The organism is Hymenobacter sp. BT491, assembly GCF_014349165.1.
Taxonomy (GTDB): Bacteria; Bacteroidota; Bacteroidia; order Cytophagales; family Hymenobacteraceae; genus Hymenobacter; species Hymenobacter jejuensis.
The window spans coordinates 639,294-663,013 of the sequence record NZ_JACSJJ010000001.1 but is presented as its reverse complement, the minus strand read 5'-3'; the positions used below and the strand labels follow the sequence as shown (position 1 = coordinate 663,013).

The 23,720-nt window shown below is 56.0% G+C and carries 22 protein-coding genes and 1 pseudogene; 7 read left to right on the top strand and 16 right to left on the bottom strand.

Annotation, left to right across the window (positions count from 1 at the left end; all coding sequences use genetic code 11):
- Positions 1-116: 116 nt before the first annotated feature.
- Complete coding sequence (gene rsmH / locus H9I52_RS02870; protein WP_187452574.1) at positions 117-1,058, bottom strand: 16S rRNA (cytosine(1402)-N(4))-methyltransferase RsmH; 942 nt, start codon at positions 1,056-1,058, stop codon at positions 117-119.
- Between the two features lie 19 nt (positions 1,059-1,077).
- Positions 1,078-1,528: pseudogene (gene mraZ, locus H9I52_RS02865) on the bottom strand (division/cell wall cluster transcriptional repressor MraZ); the annotation flags it as partial.
- 298 nt (positions 1,529-1,826) lie between these two features.
- Between mraZ and H9I52_RS02860 the strand changes: the two are divergent.
- The 3 genes from H9I52_RS02860 to H9I52_RS02850 all read left to right on the top strand — a co-directional run bounded on the left by H9I52_RS02860 (position 1,827) and on the right by H9I52_RS02850 (position 5,144).
- The gene (locus H9I52_RS02860; RefSeq protein WP_187452572.1) at positions 1,827-2,282 is read left to right on the top strand and encodes an HYC_CC_PP family protein; all 456 of its coding nucleotides are present in this window, start codon (positions 1,827-1,829) and stop codon (positions 2,280-2,282) included.
- Positions 2,283-2,374: 92 nt separating this feature from the next.
- Positions 2,375-4,672 (top strand): TonB-dependent receptor domain-containing protein, encoded by a 2,298-nt coding sequence (locus H9I52_RS02855; RefSeq protein ID WP_187452571.1) that lies wholly within the window; start codon positions 2,375-2,377, stop codon positions 4,670-4,672.
- 97 nt (positions 4,673-4,769) lie between these two features.
- Positions 4,770-5,144: a heavy-metal-associated domain-containing protein gene (locus H9I52_RS02850; protein WP_187452570.1), complete on the top strand. Its 375-nt coding sequence runs from the start codon at positions 4,770-4,772 to the stop codon at positions 5,142-5,144.
- Positions 5,145-5,234: 90 nt separating this feature from the next.
- Here H9I52_RS02850 and H9I52_RS02845 read toward each other — a convergent pair whose 3' ends face one another.
- Complete coding sequence (locus tag H9I52_RS02845; RefSeq protein WP_187452569.1) at positions 5,235-5,834, bottom strand: hypothetical protein; 600 nt, start codon at positions 5,832-5,834, stop codon at positions 5,235-5,237.
- A 228-nt stretch (positions 5,835-6,062) separates the two neighbouring features.
- On the opposite strand from H9I52_RS02845, the gene H9I52_RS02840 reads away from it, so the two are divergent.
- On the top strand, positions 6,063-6,800 hold the full coding sequence (locus H9I52_RS02840) for a LytR/AlgR family response regulator transcription factor (RefSeq protein ID WP_139514175.1): 738 nt from the start codon (positions 6,063-6,065) through the stop codon (positions 6,798-6,800).
- On the opposite strand, the gene H9I52_RS02835 is transcribed toward H9I52_RS02840, so the two are convergent.
- The 13 genes from H9I52_RS02835 to H9I52_RS02775 form a co-directional block, all read right to left on the bottom strand.
- Positions 6,781-8,907: a tetratricopeptide repeat protein gene (locus tag H9I52_RS02835; protein WP_187452568.1), complete on the bottom strand. Its 2,127-nt coding sequence runs from the start codon at positions 8,905-8,907 to the stop codon at positions 6,781-6,783. The two genes, H9I52_RS02840 and H9I52_RS02835, sit on opposite strands and share 20 nt — an antisense overlap.
- Positions 8,908-9,291: 384 nt before the next feature.
- The gene (locus tag H9I52_RS02830; protein WP_262385927.1) at positions 9,292-10,035 is read right to left on the bottom strand and encodes a fatty acid desaturase; all 744 of its coding nucleotides are present in this window, start codon (positions 10,033-10,035) and stop codon (positions 9,292-9,294) included.
- Between the two features lie 42 nt (positions 10,036-10,077).
- Positions 10,078-10,926 (bottom strand): 4-hydroxy-3-methylbut-2-enyl diphosphate reductase, encoded by an 849-nt coding sequence (locus H9I52_RS02825; protein WP_187452567.1) that lies wholly within the window; start codon positions 10,924-10,926, stop codon positions 10,078-10,080.
- 273 nt (positions 10,927-11,199) lie between these two features.
- The gene (locus tag H9I52_RS02820; RefSeq protein ID WP_187452566.1) at positions 11,200-11,727 is read right to left on the bottom strand and encodes a hypothetical protein; all 528 of its coding nucleotides are present in this window, start codon (positions 11,725-11,727) and stop codon (positions 11,200-11,202) included.
- 18 nt (positions 11,728-11,745) lie between these two features.
- Positions 11,746-12,588 carry a phytoene/squalene synthase family protein gene (locus H9I52_RS02815; protein ID WP_187452565.1) on the bottom strand — a complete coding sequence of 281 codons (843 nt, stop codon included), beginning with the start codon at positions 12,586-12,588 and terminating at the stop codon, positions 11,746-11,748.
- A gap of 37 nt (positions 12,589-12,625) precedes the next feature.
- A complete protein-coding gene (locus tag H9I52_RS02810) occupies positions 12,626-14,104 on the bottom strand; it encodes a phytoene desaturase family protein (RefSeq protein WP_316247993.1) in 1,479 nt (492 codons plus the stop codon).
- Positions 14,105-14,337: 233 nt separating this feature from the next.
- The gene (locus H9I52_RS02805; protein ID WP_139514180.1) at positions 14,338-14,853 is read right to left on the bottom strand and encodes a sigma-70 family RNA polymerase sigma factor; all 516 of its coding nucleotides are present in this window, start codon (positions 14,851-14,853) and stop codon (positions 14,338-14,340) included.
- A gap of 288 nt (positions 14,854-15,141) precedes the next feature.
- Positions 15,142-16,044: a MerR family transcriptional regulator gene (locus H9I52_RS02800; RefSeq protein WP_187452564.1), complete on the bottom strand. Its 903-nt coding sequence runs from the start codon at positions 16,042-16,044 to the stop codon at positions 15,142-15,144.
- A 13-nt stretch (positions 16,045-16,057) separates the two neighbouring features.
- Positions 16,058-16,558: a sterol desaturase family protein gene (locus H9I52_RS02795; RefSeq protein WP_187452563.1), complete on the bottom strand. Its 501-nt coding sequence runs from the start codon at positions 16,556-16,558 to the stop codon at positions 16,058-16,060.
- Positions 16,559-16,676: 118 nt separating this feature from the next.
- Positions 16,677-17,495: an enoyl-CoA hydratase/isomerase family protein gene (locus H9I52_RS02790; protein WP_230471267.1), complete on the bottom strand. Its 819-nt coding sequence runs from the start codon at positions 17,493-17,495 to the stop codon at positions 16,677-16,679.
- A 186-nt stretch (positions 17,496-17,681) separates the two neighbouring features.
- Positions 17,682-19,907: a ComEC/Rec2 family competence protein gene (locus tag H9I52_RS02785; RefSeq protein ID WP_187452562.1), complete on the bottom strand. Its 2,226-nt coding sequence runs from the start codon at positions 19,905-19,907 to the stop codon at positions 17,682-17,684.
- 95 nt (positions 19,908-20,002) lie between these two features.
- Entirely contained in the window at positions 20,003-20,449 is a 447-nt protein-coding gene (locus tag H9I52_RS02780) for a GNAT family N-acetyltransferase (RefSeq protein WP_187452561.1), read from the bottom strand.
- Positions 20,450-20,645: 196 nt separating this feature from the next.
- Positions 20,646-21,737 carry a PhoH family protein gene (locus H9I52_RS02775; RefSeq protein WP_139514185.1) on the bottom strand — a complete coding sequence of 364 codons (1,092 nt, stop codon included), beginning with the start codon at positions 21,735-21,737 and terminating at the stop codon, positions 20,646-20,648.
- A 130-nt stretch (positions 21,738-21,867) separates the two neighbouring features.
- Between H9I52_RS02775 and H9I52_RS02770 the strand changes: the two genes are divergently transcribed.
- The 3 genes from H9I52_RS02770 (at position 21,868) to hscB (ending at position 23,710) form a co-directional block, all read left to right on the top strand.
- On the top strand, positions 21,868-22,644 hold the full coding sequence (locus H9I52_RS02770) for an S-adenosyl-l-methionine hydroxide adenosyltransferase family protein (RefSeq protein WP_187452560.1): 777 nt from the start codon (positions 21,868-21,870) through the stop codon (positions 22,642-22,644).
- Between the two features lie 139 nt (positions 22,645-22,783).
- The gene (locus H9I52_RS02765) at positions 22,784-23,083 is read left to right on the top strand and encodes a putative quinol monooxygenase (RefSeq protein WP_187452559.1); all 300 of its coding nucleotides are present in this window, start codon (positions 22,784-22,786) and stop codon (positions 23,081-23,083) included.
- Between the two features lie 90 nt (positions 23,084-23,173).
- Positions 23,174-23,710, top strand: coding sequence for a Fe-S protein assembly co-chaperone HscB (gene hscB, locus H9I52_RS02760; protein WP_187452558.1), 537 nt, complete (start codon positions 23,174-23,176; stop codon positions 23,708-23,710).
- Positions 23,711-23,720 lie beyond the last annotated feature (10 nt).

Below are 23,720 nucleotides of genomic sequence, written 5' to 3'. Positions count from 1 at the left end.
ATTAGAAGCTGGTCGACAATTTCCTCGGGAGCCACGCCAATGAAGCGTTGCAGCTTTACTACAACGTTTTCATTATCAATGAGATATATTTTAAGATTATAAATCATAATCCAGAGTCAAAAGTCAGATTTAAAGGAGCTGCGCACAGCTACCCGCAACTTAGCGCTCCGTGCGCGGCTGTTGATGGCAATTTCTTCGGCCGAGGCCTCCACCGGTTTGCGCGTGAGCACGTCGAAGGGCCGGTGCTGATGTCCGAAAAGGTCTTTTTCGACTTCGCCGAAAAATTTGCCCTTGGCCATGAAGTTTTTCACCAACCGGTCTTCCAGCGAGTGATAGGACATGACCACGAGCCGACCGCCGGGGCGCAGTACTTGAGCGGTTTGCAGCAGCATTTCCTGCAAAGCGCTCATTTCGTCGTTTACCTCAATGCGCAGAGCCTGAAATACTTGCGCGAGGTACTTATTTTCTTTGCCGCGCGGCGTGCAGCTGGCAATCGCTTTTTTCAGATCACCGATGGTCCGGATGGCTTGGGCGCGCCGGGCCGAAACTACCGTTTGGGCCAGGGTGCGGGCATTCGTCACTTCGCCGTACATGCCGAAGATGCGGTGCAGCTCCGCTTCCGAATAGTCAGCGACTACGTCGGCAGCCGTGCGCTCGCCTTCAGGGTCCATGCGCATGTCCAAGGGCCCGTCGAAGCGGGTGCTAAACCCGCGCTCGGCCGTGTCGAACTGGTGCGACGACACGCCCAAATCGGCCAGCAGGCCATCGACGGGCAAGGCGTTGCGCTCGTCCAGCTCTTGGTGCAAGTCCCGGAAGTTGGCTCTGATAAACGTAAACTGTGGCTGGGCCAGCTTAGCGGCTTCTTGCTCGGCGTCGGCATCTTGGTCGAAGCTGTAAAGATGGCCCGTCGTGAGGCGCTCCAGCATCCGGGCCGAGTGGCCGCCGCCGCCGAACGTTACATCTACATAACAGCCGTCGGGGCGCAAACCGAGCGCATCGAGGCACTCCGCGAGCATCACGGGCCGATGGTAGGCCGTATCGTTGTGGAACGTGCTCATGCGGCAAGTGGGCCGACCGGCGGCGTTTCGTTGGTCAGGAATTTTTGCGCCAGCTTCGAGAAGCTCTGCTGGTCTTTGATCAGGAATTCGTCGTAGCGCTCCGGATCCCAGATTTCGCAGCGGTTGCCCAATCCCACAATGATGGCTTCCTTCTCGATACCCGAATAGCGCAGCATTGTGCGCGGCAGCATAAAGCGCCCGATGTTGTCGAGTTCGACTTCCGTCATGCCGCGGAAGAAGTTCCGCTGAAACTGACGGTACTCCTCGTTAAACTCATCGAGCGCCATCACCTTGTCGTGAATCACACGCCACGCCGCCCGCGGGTAGAGCACCAGACACGGCTCAAAACCGCGCACCAGTACGAGTTGGCTCCCTGATGATTCGGGCAAATTAGCCTTGACTTTGGCGGGCAGCACCAAGCGCCCTTTCGGGTCAAGCTTGCACTCATATTCGCCAGAGAGAAGGTTCATAATTGCTGATTGGAATCAGAAAAGGGATAATAGCAAAAGTACGCAATGCCCCTCAAAAGGCAACCACGATTTACCATTTTCTACCACTACGCAAAACATCGTTTTTAGGCTATTAGAAGCGGTTTTTTGCCATGGTTATATACAAGTGAGGTGAAAAGCGAGGAACTCCGGAACAGGTTTTGCCAAAATGTCAGGCTTGAGTTTTACCGTTAAAATGAAATTTCGATAGCTGAATTCTGCACTTGTGCACACCCCATTTTGCACGGAGTAGTGGCAACTGTTGCGTACTTTTGTACTTGTGAAACGCCCCTTGTCTCATCGGCTCTTCAGTGCTATGCTGGCCCTGCTGGTACTCGCCTCTTCGGTGGGCCTGACGGTGCTGCAGCACACCTGCCGGGAAAGCGGTCGGAGCACGGCGTCGGTGGTTTTTAGTACGCCTCACCACCGTTGTCCGTCGCCTATGTCGGTGGCAAGCGCGGGTCACACTCCTGCCCCACACAAGGCACAACTCAAAGGCGCGTGCTGCGATTTCAGCACCCATTTCCACAAGCTGGATTCGTCCTCACCGCAGTTGGCTTGGGTGAAATCGCTGGTGCCCGATTGGGTGGCGGTGCCGCTGCCGGCCACTTGCTGGCCTGCGCTACCGCCGGCCGCAGTTGTAGCGCAAGCCACGCGCTGGTACGCCGCCGATAGTTCGCCCCCGCCCCGCGCCGGCCGTTTGTTGCTGGCATTTGTTTGCACGCTCGTCGTCTAGGCTTTTCGGTTTGCGGCTTTGCCGCCTGAAGAGTGGTCCGGTGTGGTCCGGCCATTTCTTTCCCGAACGAAAAAGCTTAACTTCTTGACGACATGAATAGTATCACAGGGCCCCGCCTGTTGTTGACGCTCGGTTTACTGCTGAGCAGCACGGCAGCGACTTTGGCTCAATCCGATGCCGTTGCGCCGCTCCGCGGGCAAGTTACGGATGCGGCTGCGGCCACCGCGTTGCCAGGCGCTACCGTGCGCTGGCGCGGCACTTCTACCGACGCCGCCTCCACGGACAACACGGGAGTATTTAGTTTGGCCCGCCCAGCACATAACGAATACAACCAACTCATTATCAACTATTTAGGATATAAAGCCGATACCATAGCCATTCCCGCTGGCAGCAGCGCCTTTGTGCGCGTTGCGTTGGAGCGGGCCACGGAGCTGGGCGAGGTAAAGGTCGAAGGCAGAGCAGTAGCCTATTCTGCGCTTACGCCCACCAACTCGCAGATGATCACCAGCCGCGATTTGACCAAGTCGGCGTGCTGTAACCTGGCCGAAAGCTTCGAAACAAATGCCTCCGTGGAAGTTTCCACGACCGATGCCGTTTCGGGGGCCAAGCAGATTCAGCTGCTGGGCCTGGATGGGGCTTACTCGCTGCTTACCGTAGACAACCTGCCGGCCTTGCGCGGGCTTTCGACGCCTTATCGCCTGAGCTATTTGTCGGGCACCTGGATCGAGAGCATCGACATTATCAAAGGCATGGGCTCGGTGGTGAACGGCTACGAAAGCATTTCGGGCCAAGTAAACGTGCGGCTGAAAGAGCCCGAGAAAACCGACCGGCTGCTGCTGAATGCTTACGGCAACGACCTCGGCAAATTCGATCTTAACCTGAACGCCTCGACCCAGCTGACGTCGAAGCTGAGCACCGTGCTTATGCTTCACTCCGACCACTTGGGTCGCCGCGTCGATCGTAATAAGGATGGCTTTCTGGACCTGCCGCTCGCCACGCAGTACAATGCGTTCAACAAGTGGAAATACAAGTCTGACAAAGGCATTGTGAGCGAAGTGGGCTTGGGCGCGTTGCGCGAAACGCGTCAGGGAGGGCAAATTGATTTTCGGCCCGATGCACCCTCTGGCTACTACGGCACCACGCTCACTACCGATCGCTACACGGCGTATTCCAAGACGTCGTACACGTGGCCGGGCCGCCCCTACCAGAGCCTGGGTTTGCTGCTTTCGGGCACAAATTACGCATTTGACTCAAAGTACGGCCTGCGCACCTACAACGGCTCGCAACGCACGGGCTTGGCTACCTTGCTGTTTCAGAGCGTGTTGGGCACTACGGCGCATACCTACCGCGTGGGCCTGAACTACCTGCACGACGACTACCGCGAGCTGTACCGCACGGGCTTTATCTACTCTACCGAAACCGACGCGGAGCGCTTCCGGCGCGAGCACCGCAACCGGTTGGAGCGGGTGCCCGGCGCCTTCGCCGAGTACACGTACCAAAACGCTCGTAATCTGACCGTTGTGACTGGCCTGCGGCTCGATCGACACAACCTGTACGGATGGTTTCTGACGCCGCGTTTGAACGTGAAATACGACGTCCGGCCAAACACGATTTTGCGCGTGGCGGCGGGCAGTGGCTTTCGCACAGCGAACCCACTGGCCGAAAACAGCGGCATGCTGGTCAGCTCACGTGAGTTCGTAATCAACCCCAATCTGCGGCCCGAAAAGGCTTGGAATCTGGGTGGCAGCTTCACGCAATATTTCACGGTAGCCGGCCGGCAGGCCACCGTGGTGGCTGATTACTACCACACCGAGTTTCAGAATCAGATCGTAGCCGACCCTTACACGTCGAGCTCCCTCCTCGTTATTGGGAATCTCGAACCCGGTGGGCGCTCGTTTTCGCGCAGCTTCCAAACCGAGGTGCAGGTAGAGCCCGTGAAAGGCCTGCAAGCCAAAGCCGCTTACAAGTACCTCGACGTGCGCACTACCTACGAAGGCCAGCTGCTGCCCAAGCCCCTTACAGCACCGCATCGGGTGTTTGCGAACCTGGGCTATGCTTCTGCCTTCGACAAGTGGCGCGCCGACCTGACCATGCAGTGGTACGGGCAACGCCCGCTGGCGCATACGCCCGGCGGCTTGGGTCATCAGCACGGCACCGGCGATGCTACACTGCCCAACACACCGCGTTACGCCTTATTCAACGCTCAGATTACCAGAGCTTTCAAGCGCTTTGAAGTGTACGCCGGCGTTGAAAACCTAACGGATTATCGGCAGCGCAACCCCATTGCGGGGGCGTATGCACCGTTTGGACCGAACTTCGACGCCGCCATGGTTTGGGGACCAACCTATGGCCGCCTGACCTACGGCGGATTGCGCTTTAAAATCGAGTAAGCGCGGGATCTTCTTTCGGCAAACTCTTTGTTTAGGCATTGCCCGACTTGCAGAGGCAACGCCCGATTATTTACAACACATTCATTGTCAGACTAATATGAAAACCCTTAAATCTTTCATTGTTGCGTTTCTGATGCTGGTCGTGGCACCGGCTTCCTTTGCCCAAACGGCAAAAGCCAAAGGCGCTTCGGAGCAGTTTCAGATGAAAACTTCGGCCGTGTGCGACATGTGCAAAGCGCGCCTTGAAAAGGCGATGGCGTACGAAAAAGGCGTGCAGGAAGCCAATCTCGACGTACCCAGCAAAGTCCTGACCGTCACGTATCGCCCCGACAAAACCAACCCCGACGCCTTGCGCGCCGCCGTGCAGCGCACCGGCTACGATGCCGACGACAAACCAGCCGATGCCCGCGCCTACAACCGCCTGCCCGACTGCTGCAAGAAAACCAACAACGTGCACACCGACGCGCACTAAGCCACAATTGTAGCTGCACAAACTGCAAAAAGGCCCGGAATTCAGTGAATTCCGGGCCTTTTTGCAATTATCTCATAATCAATCACTTACTTAGTCCTTGATGGGTTGTTGCGCATACTGCACGTTGAATTCCAGGGAAGCGCTGAGCGCCAGCGGACGCGTCAGGCGGCGGCGGTTGGTACCGGATATTTCCAGGGTAAACCAGTCGGCCCGCAGGTACTCCAACAGGTTAGGCTCGCCCTGCATTTCCATCGAAATATGCGAAGCGTGCACGTTGCGGCTGCTAAACGAAGCAATCGGGACTTTGCGGCTGTTGGCCGCCAAAAAGCAGTTGCCGGTTTCGAGGGCAGCCAGGGTGGGCGTGCCCCGGCCAATGTTGTTGCCCGCGCCGGGGTTCCAGTCGAGTTGGGCGCGGCGCAGCGTTACGGCCGTAACGCCCGGTCGGGTCAGCGGCGCCAAGCAGGCCAGCGAGCCCGGCAACGTGGTCTCACACAGGTAGATAAGATCCATGCCTGGATCGATGCGCAGGTTGATGGCCCGCGTATTGACGCCGAAGGTCGAACGCAACGAGCGGCGAAGGCCTTCGTGTTGGGCAATGGTCAATTCGACGCCCAATACAACGGGCATCTGGGTGGTGGGTGGCAAATACGGGCGGTTCATTCCCAACGAGTTAGCAATCTGGGTGTGCATCAGGAGCAAGCAGAGCAAACGGTGGTGTCGGGGGCGGAGCGTACGGAGGAAGATTGCAAAAAGATACGTGTGCTAGCAAGGGCAGGACGTTTGAAGTAGAGCAAGTGCTGGCAAAAGTAGACCAACACCCAAATAACTGGGGTCGAGATTGTTATCTTCCCATAAAAACTTGTTATAATTCGAGAAGAATTAACCTTTCTTTCACCTTCGCTCCCCGCAAAACAGCTCATGAAGATTACCTGTCTGCTACTCGACGATGATCCGCTGGTGCTGGATTTGTTGCAGGCTTACGTGGCAATGACAGACGTTCTGGAAGTGAAAGCGGTCTTTTCCGATCCGCTGGAGGCGCACCGCTACCTACTCGACCACGAGGTCCAATTGTTGTTTTCGGACGTGACCATGCCTCACCTGAGCGGGCTGGACCTGGTGCGCTCGTTGCGCCAACCGCCGTTGGTCGTGCTCATGACTGCGCACCCACAGTACGCCATGGAAGGCTTCAATCTGGATGTCATTGATTTTCTGCTTAAACCGATTTCGCTGGAGCGATTTCTGCGAGCCGTCAATAAGGTATCCAACATCCTACGCGCTACCCTCTCCAGCAGCGACGCCCAACAGGATATGCTTTCGGGCTGGGGCTCGTTTTTTATTCGCACCGATTCGCAGTTTGTGCGCCTGCATTACCGCGACGTGCTCTACATCGAGGCGCTGAAGGATTTCACCAAAATCAACACGGCGGATGGAAGGACGCACCTCACGCTGGTCAATCTGAAAAATCTGGAAGAGCAGTTGCCGCCCGGGCTTTTTGTGCGCACGCACCGCTCCTATCTTGTCAATTCGGCCCTGATCGAGTCGGTGAGCAATCTGGAGATCCGCGTGGGGGGCCACGTATTGCCCCTGGGCCAAACCTACCGCGAACGCGTGACAGAACGTGTGGTCAATCGAAGCCTTATCCGGCGGCAGAATTAGCTTCGCTCTCCGTTGTTTGTACTTCAAGCTCAGTGGTTTGCAGCGAATGCAGCGAAACCGAATCCTGAGCGGTGTGCAGCGTAAACCGGAACGTACTGCCCCACCCTACCCGGCTGCTAAACGTTAGCTCGCCGCCGTTGCGCTCCACAAAGTCTTTGCACAGCCGCAGGCCCAGACCGGTGCCCTTTTCCTTGTCGGTTCCGAGCGTGGAGTGCGGCTCGTCGGCCCCAAATATTTTTTCCTGATCGGCGACCGGAATCCCCACGCCCGTATCCGTCACAGCGATTTCCCACATCGCGCTGCGCCGCACTGCCGATACCGTTACGGTGCCGCCTTCGGGCGTAAATTTGATGGCGTTGCTCAGCAAATTACGCAGAATCAGGCGCGTCATGTTGAGGTCGGCGCGGACCACACTGGGTTCTCGTACCTCGTTGATTAACAGGATGTTCTTGCGATCGGCGTCACCCAGCAGAAAAGCCTGCGTTTCCTCGATGAGCGCATCCAGACGCAGCCGCTCACTGCGAGCTCCTTCGCCTTGCATCTGTGAGGCCGACCAGTTGAGCAGGTTATCGAGCAGCCGCAACGTGCCGTCGAGCATGCGCGTCAGGCGGTCGGTGTGGGCTTGCATGCGCTCGGTAGGCACTGTGCCCATGTTGATCAGGGCCAGCAGCGAATATAAGGAGCTCAGGGGCGTACGCAAATCGTGCGAAATCACCGAAAAAAGCGTGTCTTTGGTTCGGTTGATGCGATCCAGCTCCTCCTTTTGGCGCTGAATAGAGTCGTTTTTTCGCGCCAGCAAGCTGTTGATGCGCAGCTGCTGTTGCCGATTACGGTACAGGGCCACTACCGCCGTCAGCAGGAGTACCGCGGCCGTGGCCAGCAGGTAGAGCAGTATTTTCTGGCGATACAGCGCCGCTTCCTGCAACTGCCGGTTTTTGGTTAAGAGTTGGATTTCGCGCTCTTTTTTCTCGGTTTCATACCGCAGCTGCAATTCTGCGATCTGAGCCGAACGTTGCTCTGCGAACGTGCTGTCCTGCAGGTGGTTATATTGGTTTAGCGCCTGCACTGACTTGCGGTACTCATGCGCGTGCTCGTACACAGCAGCCAGGTTTTGGTAAAGATTGCTAAGCAAGACCTTCGAGCGGTCGAGGCGAGCCGCGGGAATAGCCTCCAACAGATAGTGGGCAGCCGAGGCTTGGTCGTGAAGCGAATCGTGGGCAGTAGCCAGTGCTTGCAAAGTCGTGGCGCGCAGACCGGGCGGAGTTGCTACGGGCATATTCTGAACGGCCTGCTTGTAGAAACCAGCCGCCAATTCGTAGCTACCCATTGCCTGATAAATGCTGCCCATGGTGCTGAACGTCCGTCCTGTGCGAGCGCTATCATGGAGAGCCGAAGAGCCGTCTAAAGCCTGATGCAGGTAGTAAAGCGCCCGGCTGTAGTGGTGCTGCTGCGCCAACGCAAACCCAATGTGGTTGAGCGCTGTCACTTGCTCGGGGTCATCGCCCAATACCTTCCAAGTGGCAAAAGCACGCTCGTAGGCGGCCAGTGCCTTGGGCCACGCTTGCTGGCTGGCATACAACTCGCCCAGCAGGCCGAATACCCGTGCTTCGCCCGAAGAATTCCGTGATTTGGCAAAGGCTTCTAGAGCTTTTTGGTACGTATCACGGGCCTGGCCAGTGTCACCTTGCACAAACTGCGCGTGTCCGAGGTAGCTAAGCGCTGTTGCGGCGCCTTGCGCATCGCCTAGTCGCTGCTGCAACCGCAGCGCGCGGCGGAAATGCAGCAAGGCCCGCCCATAATGGCGCAACGACAAATGGGCTGAGCCCACGGCGAGATACGCTTTGGCCAGTTTTCGCGGGTCGGAGCCGACCTGGGCGCGCTGCAGATTTCGTTTGGCTTGTTGCAGCGTAATGCCGGCTTCCGTGACGAGTGGCGCAGGCTGGGTAGAAGTCTGATAAGCTGTTTCCGGAGCTGGGGCCGCTATCAGGTTTTGCTCCTGCACATAGGAGAAAACAACCGTCAGGAAAGCCACCAGCAAGACCGCAGTACCCCCCAGCAATAGCAGGCGGTAGTAGGATTTTGACAGCAAAAGGGACAGCAACTTCATTATCTCAAATAGCTATGACAAGAGACTTAAGCCTGTCCGCACTCGATTAATTGGGCAGCGAATGATAAGGACAATTATCGGTATATCAACACTTTAGAGTGGAATTGCTCGGTTTGCCCAGCCACCTATCAGAAGAATAAAATCCATTCTAAAAATTATACTAGTGCGTCGCCAGCCACGGCAATATTTCTCCTTTTGATGTCTACATGAATTGTCAGGCAGCCGAGAGGGTGCACCATGTCTTTCTATATTGTGGCGGTAACACTACGGAGAACAGGCAATCTTTTTGTCTTGATAATTGCCCTGACATGCAAAAGCCGCTTCAGCGCTGAGGCAGCTTTTGTGTGTCAGGGCAATTATTTGATTTTCAGTACTATATCATGCCTATCCTATTGCGTCTTTGGCGCGCCACAAGCGCCACCACGGCAAATAAGGCTGGTCGTGGTGCTCATAGTGATAGCCGAAGAAATAACAGCTCAGGAAGGCCCAGGCATGGTGCCGAAACTGACTGCGCGACTTATGCGGATTGTCGGTGGCGTGCTCGCCCCGGTGCGGCAGGTAGGTGCCGAAAAAAAACAACTGCACAGTAGCCAGTACCGCCGGTATCATCCAGAAAGCGATGACGTTGGCCATCGGGCAGGCAAGCTTGAGCACGTTGTAGGTGAGGGCCATAAGCGTCACTTGCCACCACGTTACGTAGTTCCAGGCGAAGCGGGCAAGCCACGGCAGAAAACTCGCATGACGGCCATCGTGGAAATCGGGGTCGTCTTCGGTGGCCACGTGGCGGTGGTGCTGGTGGTGCTTGGGCAGCATCCGCGGAAACCAGTTGAAGGCAAACAGTAAGGCCGTAACTGTCCCGATAAAGTTGTTCAGCCGCTTGTGCGGGCTTACAACGCCGTGCATGGCGTCGTGGGCAGTTATGAACAAGCCCGTATACAAATGCGTCTGGAGTAGCAGCAGCAGGTAAGGCCACGGCGTCAGCCAGTTGGGGCGGTAATAGGCCAGCAAATACGTCAGCAGGGCCGCCCAAGCCACCACAATTGCGCCCGCAATCAGCACGCCGGTATAGCCTACCGGCGTTGGCTTGAGGCGCACTAGTGCATTTGGCTCCGAAACTACCTGCATCATGGTTATTTTTTACTTTTTTATAAGTTATTTATAATCAACAACTTACAAACTAAGCAGCGCATCGCGCACGTCTTCCATCAGCCACATAGGAGTACTGGTGGCCCCGCAGATGCCCACGGAGTCGCCGGGCTGGAACCACCCGGCCTGAATTTCCTCGACTTTGGAGATGAAATGCGTGCGCGGATTGGTGTCTTTGCACACTTGGTAGAGCACCTTTCCGTTGCTGCTTTTGGTGCCCGACACAAACACGATTTGGCCGTACTGCGCCGCAAACTTGCGCAAGTCTTTGTCGCGGTTGCTGACCTGCCTACAAATCGTATCGTTGGCATTCACGGCGTAGCCGCGCTGCTCCAACTCACCTTTGATGCGGTAAAAGCTATCGGTGCTCTTGGTGGTCTGGCTATACAGCGTGATGTTGGCCGGCAATTCGTGGCGCAACAGCTCATCGATATTCTCAAACACGACGGCGTCACCGCTGGTCTGGCCGAGCAGGCCGCGCACCTCAGCGTGGCCGTGCTTACCGTAGATAAAGATCTGCTCGCGCTTGTCGTAGCTGGTTTTGATGCGGTTTTGCAGCTTCAACACCACTGGGCACGAGGCGTCGATCAGCGTTAGGTTGTTTTGAAGCGCCATCTGGTAGGTGCTCGGCGGCTCGCCATGGGCCCGAATCAGTACCTTTTCGTTGCGCAGTTGCGCGAAGGTTTCGTAATCGATGATGCGCAGGCCACGCTTTTCCAGGCGCTCCACTTCTTCGTCGTTGTGCACGATGTCGCCAAGGCAATAGAGGTACGCTTCCTCCGCTAGGATGTCTTCAGCCATCTGGATGGCATAGATGACGCCGAAACAGAAGCCGGAATTGGGGTCGATACGGACGCTCAGATGGTGCGGCATAGCTCGGTAACCACGAAAGCAATCAGAAAGTTATAACTGAACCGGTGGCATTTGAAGATACGAATTCTATCCCCCATACGGTTCAGCTGTCTGAAACAGAATCAGGACCAAGGTGCTGCGTATTTTTGGCCTTGAGCTTTCAGGCACTTTCTGTGAACTCAGGCAGCGCTAAGAATTTAGTGCCGAAGCCGCCTTTTGCGCAAATGCTTGATTATGAACTATATGCAAAAAGCCCCGCACCGCAGGGCTTTTTGCATATAGTTCATACCTATTTTACTCCGTAATGCGCGCTAGTTGCTGTGCTTCGGCGCCGCTTACGTGGCTGCGCTCGATCAGGAAACCACGTACCGTGCGGAAGGCTTCCGCGTCCAGCCCCGATTTTGGGTGATTCAGCAACGCACTGAGCAGCACTTGTTTGTCTTCTTCTACATGTTGGCTCAGGCCCAAAAAGCTCGGCAAGTTAGTCTCGACGCTAAAGCGCAGAAACCGCACTTCGGCGTTGGTCGGGTTCAGCGCGACGGCTTGTTCAAACGTACGGCTGGCGTCCTGCACATACGTGAGCTTGTTGAACATGGAAGCATCGCGGGCCCGAATGGCTTCGGCTGCCCCTTTGTAAGCCAGTACCACGGCGTCGCGCTCGTTGTAGTCGGCCATAAGCTGATAAAACTTTTCGCCCGCCTTTTTGTCGGCAGCGGCTTGTTCGTAATGACGACGCAGGTTGGGCAGGTGGTAGGGCGAGCTAGCGGGCACGGCAGCGGGTAAGGTGAAAAGCAGCGAAAGAAAGACAACAAGCAGCTTCACGCGGCATAGAATTCGTGATCAGATGGCCCGGAGGCGAAAGCGAAAGTACGACCCCAGCAGCAATAACAGCTTGGTGTTGTCGGGAACGCGCACCCGGCCGCCCAAAATTCGTGCCGCAGGTAGCTGCCGGATCTTGTGGAAAAGCTTCAGATAATACACATAGGCCAAGTACACGCCCAGCTTCGCCGAGCGTGGCAGCTGCATAATGCCCACATACGCCGCATCAAAATCGGCCCGGATATCGGCCTCTATTTCACGCTTCACCTCGTCGTTGAAGGTTTCGTAGCAAACGCCCGGAAAATAGACGCGGCCCCGCTCTTCGTAGTCGGAGCGGATGTCGCGCAGAAAATTCACCTTCTGAAAAGCGGCTCCCAAGCGGCAGGCGGGCTCCCGCAGCCGCTCAAACTGGGCTTGGTCGCCTTCGCAGAAGATGCGCAAACACATCAAGCCTACTACTTCCGCCGAGCCGTAGATGTATTCGTTGTACAGCGACTGGTTGTAGCTCTGGTCTTCCAGGTCCATTTCCATGCTCCGCAAAAACGCGTCAATAAACTCTTTATCAATGCCGTAGCGGTGCACCATCAGCTGGAAGGCGTGTAGCACCGGGCTCAGGCTAAAGCGCATATCGAGCGCTTCGTAAGTCTGGCGCTTGAAGTCGGCAAACAAGGCGGCTTTGTCGTGGTCGTGGAACGTATCTACGATTTCGTCGGCCCAGCGCACAAAGCCATATACGGCGTACACCGGCAGGTGAAAGCGCGCATCGAGTGTGCGGATACCCAGCGTAAACGACGTGCTGTAGCGCTTGGTAATCAGCTTACTACACGCCAGACTGGTCTGATCGAAGAGGGCAACGTGGTCCAAAGTCAGTTAGCAGTTAGCAATTCTTGTGAATCGTGTTTCATGAGTTCTCCTTCACAACTTCCTTGGCCACCACTTGCCCTGAAATAAGCGAAGGCGGCACTCCCGGCCCCGGCACCGTCAGCTGACCTGTGAAATACAAGTTACTGACCTTCTTGCTTTTAAGCGAGGGCTTTAGAATAGCCGTTTGCCGAAGCGTGTTGGCCAAACCGTAGGCATTGCCCTTAAAGCTATGGTAGTCGCTGACGAAATCGGCGTGGGCGTAGCTGCGCTTAAACACTACGGCGTCGCGGATACTTTGGCCCGTGAGACGCTCGAGACGGTCCATCATCAGGTGGTAATAGCGTTCGCGCGTTTCTTCCGGATCGGCGAGGTCGGGGGCCACGGGCATGAGCAGAAACAGGTTTTCGCAGCCTTCGGGCGCTACCGACGCATCGGTTTTGCTCGGCACCGACGCGTAAAAAAGTGGCTTAGTAGGCCATTGCGGCTGCTCATAAATTTCTTGAGCGTGGCGGTTGAAGTCTTCGTCGAAAAACAGATTGTGGTGCTGCAAACGCGCCAGTTTCTTATTGACGCCCAAGTAAAATAGCAGCGACGACGGCGCCATGGTGCGCGTATCCCAGTACTTCTGGTCGTAGTGGCGGTACTCAGGCGCGAGCAGGTGCTGCTCAGCATGATGGTAGTCGGCGCCGGCTACTATTACGTCGGCAGCCCGGAAGCCGCTGGCCGTACGCACACCCGTAGCGCGGCCTTTTTCTACTACAATTTCCTGGACCTCTTGCGCACACTCAATTGCAACACCTTGCTCCTGAGCCACTTGCACCATGGCCTCCACAATCTTGTGCATGCCCCCCTGCGGATACCATGTACCAAGGGCCAGATCGGCATAATTCATCAGCGAGTACAGGGCGGGCGTATTCTGGGGCGTGGCGCCCAGAAACAGCACCGGAAACTCCATCAGCTTGAGCAGCTTCTCGTTGTGAAAAAAGCGCCGCACGTGCTTGCTCATGCTTTGCAGCACGTCGAGGCGCACGGCATCTACGAGCAGGCGTGGGTCGGCAAACTCCATGAGCGACCGACCGGGCATGTGCACAAATTTGTTGATGCCGACTTCGTACTTGTAAGCGGCCTGCCGTAAAAACTCGTCGAGCTGCGCGGCGCTGCCCGGTTCCAGCTCCTCAAACATCTGGCGCAGGGCGGGCATTTGCGCCGGGATATTCAGGAAATCGTTTTCGCCAAAAATGACCGCATACGACGGATCGAGGCGCACCAGCTCGTAGAAATCGGCAACTTTGTGCCCGAAACGGCCAAAATACTGCTCGAACACATCGGGCATCCAATACCAGCTTGGGCCCATATCGAAGGTGAAGCCCTCGGCCCGAAACACGCGGGCCCGGCCGCCGGGGCCTTCGTTTTTTTCCAGCACCGTCACGCGATACCCTGCTTGTGCCAACGAAGTAGCCGCCGACAAACCGGCAAAGCCGGCCCCAATAACAATCGCTGATTTTGCTGCTTGCACTGATTACGCTGATTTGGTCGTCCCGATGTGGCGGGCAAAGAAAGGAGGAAAAAAGCCTTCCAAATGGCTTAGCATATAACTGTCTTATTATCAATAACTTACAAAATACACGCAATCTACTCACACTCGGTTGCAAAGAGCAGGAACAAGTCGGGCCGCGAGCGACTCAGCCAGTAGCTGATTCACCCGCGGCCCGCGATACGCCCAGGGCGGTTGTACTCTCTCCCTATTCCCTACACGCCGGGGGCGTATACCTTCAGAGCGTCTTTAAGCTCTTTACGGGCAATGTGAATACGGTTTTTGACCGTACCAATCGGAATCTGCAATTTCTCGGCAATCTCCAGATACTTGTAGCCGATGTAGTACATCATAAAGGGCGTACGGTAGTCGGCGCTGAGGCTGGAAATGGCTTCGTTGATGTCGGTGACCACAAAGTCGCTGGTGGCGCCGTTGTGGGTGATGTAGTTCTCGTCGGTGTTGAAGTACTGGAAATACTCCGTGCTGTCAATATTGCTATTGCGCTTGGTGATCTTGTTGTAGTTGTTGATGAAGGTGTTGCGCATGATGGTGTACAACCACGCCTTCAAATTGGTACCCGCTTTAAACTTGTCCTTGTTAAGCAACGCCTTGAGCAGAGTTTCTTGTACAAGATCCTTGGCATCGTCGGCATCACGGGTCAGGTTCATGGCCACGGGCTTTAGAGAGTAAGAAATCTTTTGTACTTGATCGGTAAATTCTAAAGAGGTCATACTGTTTAGCTTTTCGTGGCAAAAAGTTAAACAAATATACGAGAAGATTTAAAAGGTGGGCATAGCTGCCAAAAAATTCTTACCCCCTCCCGCCATTCGTTCGCCTTCCGGGCAAGGTACGTACCACTACTGTGCTGCGCCGACTTCTGGAGGAGTATTCGCCAAGCACAGAAATTTGGTCTGTGAAACACATATTTCGCACGATAAAAAGCCAACTAAAAAAGCCGTCAGTACCACCAATTGGTGCACCGACGGCCCTACAAAAAAGGTAAAAAAGACAAAAAAATATTACTGCGCTACCGTAGTAGGGCGCAACTGATCAGCTACCGCCAAGAAATCGGTCATCAAACGCAGCCGCACCATGCTGCTCGTGAGCACTAGGTTTTCTTGGTGAGCCAATGGGCCGTAGAGGTACAGCACCGTGTCGGGGCACAGCCGGGCCACTCGGTCGATGTACGCTTGCACTTGGTCGCGCTCGGGCACAGCCGTCATGACGGTGCAGAGGGCGTAGGGCTTGTAGGTTTCGCACACGGCTTCCAGCTCCGCTGACGGAAGGTTTTGCCCCAGGTATAGCACGTGGTGGCCGCGGGCCCGCAAGGCGTAATTCATGAAAAGCAGCGCTAGCTCGTGCATCTCTCCTTCGGGCAAAAACAGCACCCACCGCAGCGCCTCGGCCGGCTGCACCGGCACCAAAGCGTCGGTAGCGGCCATCAGCTTCTGCCGTAAGATATTGGTTACTAAGTGCTCATGCGCCGGATTGACGGTGCCCGCCTGCCACATAATGCCGATGCGTGCCAGAAACGGATAAGCCACGTGCATGAAAGCCTTCTCAAAGCCCAGTTGCTGAATGGTCCAGACGAGTTGCTTGCACAGATGCAGTTCGTTCATTTCCAGCATCGAAGCCAGCATCGCATTGACCTGCTGCACATGGTCGTGGGCATCGTCGCAGCACGACATAACGGCCTGTGAAAGCTCTTGCTCGCTGAGTTGCGCTACGCGCGAAATGCGGTAGCCGCGGCCGCACAGCGTCGCCACGTTCAGCAAGCGCCGCAGGTCTTCCTCGCAGTACGTGCGGATGTTGGTAGAGGTACGCACCGGCCGCAGGATGCCGTAGCGCTGCTCCCACATTCGGATGGTATGGGCCTTGATGCCGGAAAGGTTTTCTAAATCGCTGATCGAAAAGTGTCCCACAAGTTCTGTCCTGCTACGAATTCAGCGATGAAGCGCGCCGCATTTTGTTGATTGGAGCTGGCTTGCGCGCAGCCAGTGAAAAGTATCTCTTTGATACCCAGAGCATTCCAAATTCCTCTGAGCCATCGCGGCCGGTGGTTTTATGGTGCATTTTGTGGGCCATGTTCAGGGCCCGCAAATACGTATTGTGCGACTTGCGCCAAAACCGGAGCCGGCCGTGAATCAGCACGTCGTGCACGAAAAAATACACCGTGCCGTAGGCCGCGATGCCAACGCCCACCCAAAACCGCCAGTCTTTGGCATCCGACCCGTAAATGATAAACAGCATCGATAGCGAGCCATAAAACAGGAAAAAGAAATCGTTGCGCTCGAAACGGTGCGGATGCCGCACGTGGTGCGAGCGGTGCAAAAACCACAGGGCTCCGTGCAGCACGTATTTGTGCATGAACCAAGCCACGAATTCCATTCCCAAGAAAGTAGCCGTTGTAACGGCCGCGGCTGCCAGCGTTGTCATGGGTTGCTAACCAAGGCCATAGGCCAGATGTTTTTGATTGGAAGGCGAAAAAGAAAGTGAGCACAAACGCTTGACGAAGCGCTCGCACTCACTTATTGGGCCTTGAAAAGGCGCCGGATTAATTTTCCCAGGTAATTTTTTCCTTGTTGAGGAAGGCCGCAATACCCCGACGGCAGTCAAGGGAGCCGCGGGCTTCGGCGTTCATGTGGGCGGCATAGCGCAGGCTGTCCTCCAAAGGCATTTCGGGGATGCGGGCCAGCATTTCCTTCGTAATTTCCATGCTCTGAGCCGAGTTCTCGACGCACAATCGGCGCGCAAACTGGTACACTTGGTCGGCCAACTCTTCCTGCGGCACCAAGAAATTGACCAAGCCAAAATCGGCGGCCTGCTGCGCGTTGATGATGTCGCCGGTGAGCAGCAACTGCTTGGTGCGGGCCTCCCCTATTTTACGCAGTAAAAACACGCTCACAATGGCCGGCAAAAAGCCGATTTTTACCTCCGTATAGCCAAATTTGGCTTCCGGGACGGCAAATGCAAAGTCGCAGATGGTGGCCAGGCCGCAGCCGCCCGCCAACGCATGGCCCTGCACCTGCCCAATCACCACTTTGTTCAGCGTATAGATTTGGTGAAAAAGCTGCATCAGGTGCGTCGAATCGGCTAGGTTATCGGTGTAGCCAAACCCTTGCAGCTCCTGAATGTAGGCCAAATCGGCACCGGCGCAGAAGACCTTGCCCTCGGCGCGCAGCACAATGACTTTGCACAGGTCATCTTCTTCGGCAAACGCAAACGCCTGTTTCAGTTCCGATACCATATCGGAACTCAACGCATTGCGCTTGTCGGGGCGGTTGAGCGTAACGTAGCCAATCGCGTCGCGGCATTCGTAGCGAATGTAGCGCAGCGCTTCCAGCTCCTCAGTAGGCATGTTGATGTTGTCCATGGTCGTCGTGGCTAAGCGATGCTGAAAGAACCGAGCGGGGCAGCAGATTCCGTTATCTACCTCACAATCAACGCCCTTTCAGCAGATCGGTAAATTCAAACGTAACAAAAATGGTGCTACGAAGAAACTATATAGCGCAACAGCTGAGTTGGGCGTTGCGGCTACATCAAGATATACGTAAAATCTCTAGTCGCGGACCTTTCTTGTGAAAGCGCCGCTTTTTGCTACGTCATATACTTGTAAACCAGCTTCTTGCAAAGCAACAGTTTGTTTTGTTGCATACCAGAACTTGCAGGAGGAGTCCAGCACCACCGTAGCGGTATGCCCAAACAGCGCGGCGAGTTCTTCGGGGCGCACGCGGGCGTTGCGCCGAAGCACCACCACATCTACGGGGCACGGCTGCCGGGCCCCCTCCACCCTTCCCGAAACGAACGCCACGCGCAGCCCGTGCCAGACGGTCAGCACCAGCGCGTCGGTGGCGCGGGTGGCGGGCACGGCCGTATCATGCCAACCGGCTTGATAGGCAACCTGTTGCATCTGGTGCTCCACCAGCCCCGGCTCAATATGATACGCACGTCCGGCTCCCGAGAGCGGCAAGGAGTCTGGAGTAACTATTTGTGAGACAGATCCTTGCCAAAATCCACATACCGACCGATGCGGCACGCTGTATACGATAAACTGCGCGTCCCTGCCCAACTGCCGCTCGGCCCACACCCGACTTCCGGTAAACATCGCCAGCAGGGCACACGCCACACCCAGCCACGGCAACCGGTGCAAGGCCAGAAAAGCGAGTAAAGCTAAAATCACGGCGAACAGCAGCCCCGTTTGCGCCGGGGTAAGGTGAATCCCGGTTATAAGAGCATTGGGAAATTGGCGGCCAATCCAGAAAATATATTCGTTGAACAGCCAAATGGTGCGCTCAAACAGCCACGCCACCGTCCGGGGCAGCCAATCGAGAAAAGCGGCAGCGGGCACTGCAAGCTGAATAGCCGCCACAAGGCCTTTGATCGCCAGCAACCCAACGCCCACCACCACGGCCAACGACGAAATGGGCACCGCCACCAGATTAGACAGCAAAAAGCTGAGCGGAAACTGGTGAAAATAATACAGGCCTAACGGGAACGTAGCCACCTGCGCTGCCAGCGACAACGCCACAGCCTGCCACACCCAATCGGCTACCCAACCGGCCCATTCCCAACTTCGTTGCACCGCCTGCGATTGCCAGCTGCGCCGCCGACTAGCTGCTAAATCTTTGAAATCAACCCATTTGGCAATACGGGGCTGCAAATACACGATGCTTAGCACAGCCAAAAACGACAGCTGAAAACCTACATCGGCCAGCAGGTACGGGTTGTAGCAGAGCAGCACGAAAGCCGCTACGGCCAGCGTGTTGTACATATTGCTCTGCCGATTGAAGGCACGCCCCATGATTACGAAGGTGAACATCGTGGCCGCGCGCAGCACCGACGCCGACGCACCCGTCACGAAGGCGTAGCCCCAAATTACCACCAACCCCACGGCCGCCGACCAATACCGAAAACCGCGTGTAGCCCCGAAAAACCGCGTCAGCACCCACATGAGCACCGTAAGCAGCAAGCCCACCTGCAACCCCGACACGGCCATGATGTGGGTGGTACCGGTGTTGGCATACGCCTGTCTGGTTTCCTGATCGACGTCGTCTTTGAGGCCCAATACCAAGGCCGAAGCCAACGCATATTCGCGTGGGCTCTTGACGTAATGCCGAAATACGCCGTCCAGCGTGCGGGCCGTGCGCAGGCTAAGCGCTTTTACGTAGCTCGGCGGCTGAAAACCGAGGAGTCGGTATTGGTCGGCACCAATAAACTGCTGATGAAAAATCTGGTGGTAGCCAAGGTAGCGCCGGTAGTCGAACTCGCCCGGATTGAGCGGCGACCTGGCCGGCTGTGGCGCGCCGCGCACCAGCCACACGTCACCGTAGCGGGGTGCTGCTCCAGCAGACCGGCGCATCACCGTAACCCGAACGCTGCCTTCCGCAGCGTGCCAACGGCCTCCTATTCGCACTGCTGACACTCGTAACGTGGTGGCGTAAGTTGTCGGGCGCGGCGCCACATAATCGTCTACCACGGCGCGGTAAAATTCCACCGTGCCCGGCAAGCGGCCAAAATGCGTCGCCGCCCGCGATTCCGTTGCGTACTGCGTCAGGGCAAGACCGGCAGTGTACACGCCAAGCACGGCCAGCAAACCCGCTGCGTCCGTAAATACGGGCGCCAGTTGGCGGTTCGCCCACGTTTGCAACGCCATGAAAATCAACACCAAGCCGACCAGCGGCCACAGCATCGGCGGCAGCGCCTCTCCAACGTACAGATAGGTAAGAATGCCCGCCGCCAGCGCAAGCGTGAGGCGAACAAAGGCGTAGGGCGCCCAGCGAATCATGAGGTAGAAATCAAAAATAAAAGCACGCTGATAAGTAAATCTACTTGGAGGCGGCAGCTCGGCGCAGCCAATACATTATTGCAAATATTTGATTATCAATTATTTATGATTTTACCGCGCCATTCCATTTGAAAATGTTCAATGTCGCATTCCGTAAACTGCTCGCCTACTTTCTCGAAGCCGTGGCGCTCGTAAAACGGGATGGCCCGAAGCTGAGCATTCAAATACACAGTAGCCTCAGGGTGGGCAACTTGCACGTCGCGCAGCACAGCGTTCAGCAGCGCGGCACCGGCTTGCTGGCTGCGATACTTGTCCAGCACCGCAAAGCGCTCCAGTTTCACGCCGTTGGCAGTGCGGCGCCAGCGCGCCGCGCCAACGGGGGTGCCATCATCCGTCCATACCAAGTAATGGTGCGCATCGGTGCGGTCGTGCTCGTCATTTTCGGCTTCGGCTGGCACGCCTTGCTCCTCCACAAATACGGTGCGGCGAATGGTTAGCGCGGACTCCAGGTCTTCGGGCGCGGTGACGGACTGTGCATTCATAAACAACTGATTATAAACATTATACTGCGGATTGTGCTGCTCGTTTTAGTGTTCAGCTTCTTCCAGACGTACGGCGCTACGAAAGTAATACCGTAGGAAAGACAAAAGAAAAGCCGCTTTGTGGAAAGCGGCTTTTCTTTTGTCTTGGGCTGAACCGAATTCAGCCCATAATCATAAATATTTGACAATCAATATATTACATCTGTTGCTCATGATTGACGGGCAGCTCCTGCATGCCGTCATCTTCGCGGCGCACATCCGGGTGCTGGTCCGGACGGTCGTTGCGGGGGCGGTACTCGCGAATGGGCCGTTGGGCCTGATCGCGTTGCTGTTGCACGTCGAAACGGTCGTAGGCCTGCACAATCTCTTTCACCAAGCGGTGACGCACCACGTCGTCGGCAGTCATCTCGACAAATCCGATGCCGCGCACATCTTTCAGAATATCAAGGGCTTGGATCAAGCCTGATTTCTGCTTGGTGGGCAAGTCAATCTGCGAGCGGTCGCCGTTGACCATTACTTTCGCCGAAGGTCCCATGCGCGTCAGGAACATCTTGAGCTGCGAGGGCGTGGTATTCTGGGCCTCGTCGAGCAGAACGAACGCGTTGTTCAGCGTGCGGCCGCGCATGTAGGCCAACGGGGCAATCTCGATGATCTTGTTTTCCTGGTAGAATTTCAGCTTTTCAGCCGGAATCATGTCTTCCAGGGCATCGTAAATCGGGCGCAGGTACGGATCGACCTTTTCCTTCATGTCGCCAGGCAAAAAGCCCAGGTTCTCTCCGGCTTCGACCACGGGGCGCGAAATGATGATCTTCTTGACCTCCTTGTTCTTAAGTGCCCGCACGGCCAACGCCACCGACACATAGGTTTTGCCCGTACCGGCTGGCCCGAGCGCAAAGGTCAGGTCATTTTTCATGACGGCATCGACGAGGCGCTGCTGATTGGGCGTTTTGGCTTTGATAACGCCGCCTTTGGCCCCAAACACAATCACGTCGGCGATGGGCGCCGTGGCCATGATGCGTTCCTGCTGCTCGTCGTCGGCGGCGCCTATGTATTCGCTTATCGTGCGATCCGTGATTTGTCCGTACTGATGATAATGCTCGATGAGCGATGATAAAATCTCGTTGATCCGGGTAATAACGTGGGTTTGCCCCTGAATCTTGATCTCGTTGCCGCGCGAAATTATCTTGCTACCCGGAAAAGCGGCCGCAAGCTGGCGGATGTTCTGGTTATCAGGTCCCAGGAAATCGACGAGGGATACGTTTTCAAGCGTGATGACTTTCTCGACCAAACTGAGGTGTTTTTAACTAGGTGGAAATAAGGTAAAACCAGAAAGGGGGCCGTTAGTTCAAGGGATTTCGTCTACTTTTGCCGCCCTTACACAGGGTAAACAATAGTACGAATAACTCAGGATTTCCGGCATGGGGCTGCTTACGTTTCTGTCCGACTTTGGCTACCGCGACCACTACGTGGCCGCCGTAAAAGCGCGGATTCTGCATCTGGCCCCCACCCAACCCGTGCTGGACATTACGCACGGCATCGAACCCTTTAACATCGCGCACGCCGTTCACGTTCTAAATGCGGTCTTTCGTGATTTTCCGGCGGGTACGGTGCACTTGGTGGGCGTTAACGATTTGGGCGGGCCGCGCGGGGCGTGGCACGCCGCGCTGTTTGAGGGTCATTATTTTGTAGCTGCCGACAACGGCATTTTGGCCCTGCTCACCGACGGCCAGCCCGAGGAATTGGTGCGGTTGGCTGCTACGCCTACGTCCTCTCCCACTCGCGACGTACTCACGCCGGCCGCTGTGTACCTAGCTGGCGGTGGCGCGCTCACTGATTTGGGGCCGCCTCCTACCGAATATTATCAGTTGATGAACCGGCAGCTGCGCCTGCAAGATCACCGGATCACGGGTCACGTGGTGCACGTCGATCATTACGGCAACTTGATTACGAATATCACCCGCGCTTCTGTCGAGGCGGTGGGCCACGGCCGCCCCTGCACCATTCACTTTGCCCGCGAAACTGTGCGCGAAGTAGCGCCCCATTTCCAAGCCGCTGACCCCGGCGACGCCGTGTGCATTTTCAACAGCCAGAACATGCTGTGCATCGGCGTGAACCAGGGCAATGCGTCGGAGTTGCTGGGCCTGCATTTCGACTCGCAGGTTGATGTACGCTTTCCAGCTGAAAGCCAGGCTTAAGGCTTTGAATCGAAACGAGTAACATATCTATGTGATTATCAGATATTTATAATTGTTTTTATATTATGTTAAGTAATTTCGGACATCCTGGCAGTAATCCCGGAAGCCAAGAACTACTGCTTTTCAAACCGCTATAGTAATGATAATAAGGGTTGTGCGCATGACTTTCGCGCCAGAAAAAACCGGCGATTTCCTGACGCTATTTCGGTCTTCGGAAAATAAAATTCGCCAGATGCCCGGCTGCCGCTACTTGGAGTTGTGGCAGGATGCCGACGCGCCGCACATCTACTGCACTTACAGCCATTGGGACTCCGTAGCTGACCTCGACGCTTACCGCCGTTCGGCGTTGTTTGGGCAGGTCTGGCCCGCGACCAAAGCGTTGTTTGCGGCCCCAGCGCAGGCTTTTTCGGTAGCCCGCGTGGCTGAAACCGGCGCTTAATCGGACGCGCTGCGTATACGTGCCAGAGTGCTCAAGTCGCTTGCAATGCCGATTAGCGGGCGCTCGCCTTCACCTGAATTCTACAACTACATGATTACCAATTACTTCGAGTTTTACAATTTACCCGAGACTTTTCGTCCCGACGAGGCTACGCTCAAGCGGCAGTATTACGCACTCAGCCGCGAGTACCACCCCGATTTTCACGCTACAGCCGCCCCCGAGCACCAGCAGGAAATCCTGAATCTGGCGACCCTCAATACCAACGCCTTCCGGACCCTCTCCGACCCCGACCAGCGCATGGCCTATATTCTGAGCACGCACGGCCTACTGGAAGAAGGAAAACAAGAGCTTCCCAATGATTTTTTGATGGAAGTAATGGACCTCAACGAACAGCTGATGGAACTGGAGTTTGAGCCCGACCCAGAAACCGTCGCACGCGTTGAAAATGAGGTAGATGACCTCTCCGAGACACTCGATGCCGGCATCGAACCCGTGCTGGCGGGCTACGAAGGTTTGCCCCAGGATGTGCGCCCGCAAGCCCTGCAACAGGTCCGGACTTACTATTTGAAACGTCGGTATCTCTTGCGCATTCGGGAAACTCTCGCTAAGTTTGCCACCCGTTCCTGAGTTGTGGGAA

Bases quoted from the DNA above. Each gene is read 5' to 3' on its own strand.
- rsmH (WP_187452574.1), bottom strand. From the start codon at position 1,058: ATGAGCACGTTCCACAACGATACGGCCTACCATCGGCCCGTGATGCTC.
- H9I52_RS02855 (WP_187452571.1), top strand. From the start codon at position 2,375: ATGAATAGTATCACAGGGCCCCGCCTGTTGTTGACGCTCGGTTTACTG.
- H9I52_RS02850 (WP_187452570.1), top strand. From the start codon at position 4,770: ATGAAAACCCTTAAATCTTTCATTGTTGCGTTTCTGATGCTGGTCGTG.
- H9I52_RS02845 (WP_187452569.1), bottom strand. From the start codon at position 5,834: ATGCACACCCAGATTGCTAACTCGTTGGGAATGAACCGCCCGTATTTG.
- H9I52_RS02840 (WP_139514175.1), top strand. From the start codon at position 6,063: ATGAAGATTACCTGTCTGCTACTCGACGATGATCCGCTGGTGCTGGAT.
- H9I52_RS02835 (WP_187452568.1), bottom strand. From the start codon at position 8,907: ATGAAGTTGCTGTCCCTTTTGCTGTCAAAATCCTACTACCGCCTGCTA.
- H9I52_RS02830 (WP_262385927.1), bottom strand. From the start codon at position 10,035: ATGATGCAGGTAGTTTCGGAGCCAAATGCACTAGTGCGCCTCAAGCCA.
- H9I52_RS02825 (WP_187452567.1), bottom strand. From the start codon at position 10,926: ATGCCGCACCATCTGAGCGTCCGTATCGACCCCAATTCCGGCTTCTGT.
- H9I52_RS02805 (WP_139514180.1), bottom strand. From the start codon at position 14,853: ATGACCTCTTTAGAATTTACCGATCAAGTACAAAAGATTTCTTACTCT.
- H9I52_RS02795 (WP_187452563.1), bottom strand. From the start codon at position 16,558: ATGACAACGCTGGCAGCCGCGGCCGTTACAACGGCTACTTTCTTGGGA.
- H9I52_RS02790 (WP_230471267.1), bottom strand. From the start codon at position 17,495: ATGGACAACATCAACATGCCTACTGAGGAGCTGGAAGCGCTGCGCTAC.
- H9I52_RS02785 (WP_187452562.1), bottom strand. From the start codon at position 19,907: ATGATTCGCTGGGCGCCCTACGCCTTTGTTCGCCTCACGCTTGCGCTG.
- H9I52_RS02780 (WP_187452561.1), bottom strand. From the start codon at position 20,449: ATGAATGCACAGTCCGTCACCGCGCCCGAAGACCTGGAGTCCGCGCTA.
- H9I52_RS02770 (WP_187452560.1), top strand. From the start codon at position 21,868: ATGGGGCTGCTTACGTTTCTGTCCGACTTTGGCTACCGCGACCACTAC.
- H9I52_RS02765 (WP_187452559.1), top strand. From the start codon at position 22,784: ATGATAATAAGGGTTGTGCGCATGACTTTCGCGCCAGAAAAAACCGGC.
- hscB (WP_187452558.1), top strand. From the start codon at position 23,174: ATGATTACCAATTACTTCGAGTTTTACAATTTACCCGAGACTTTTCGT.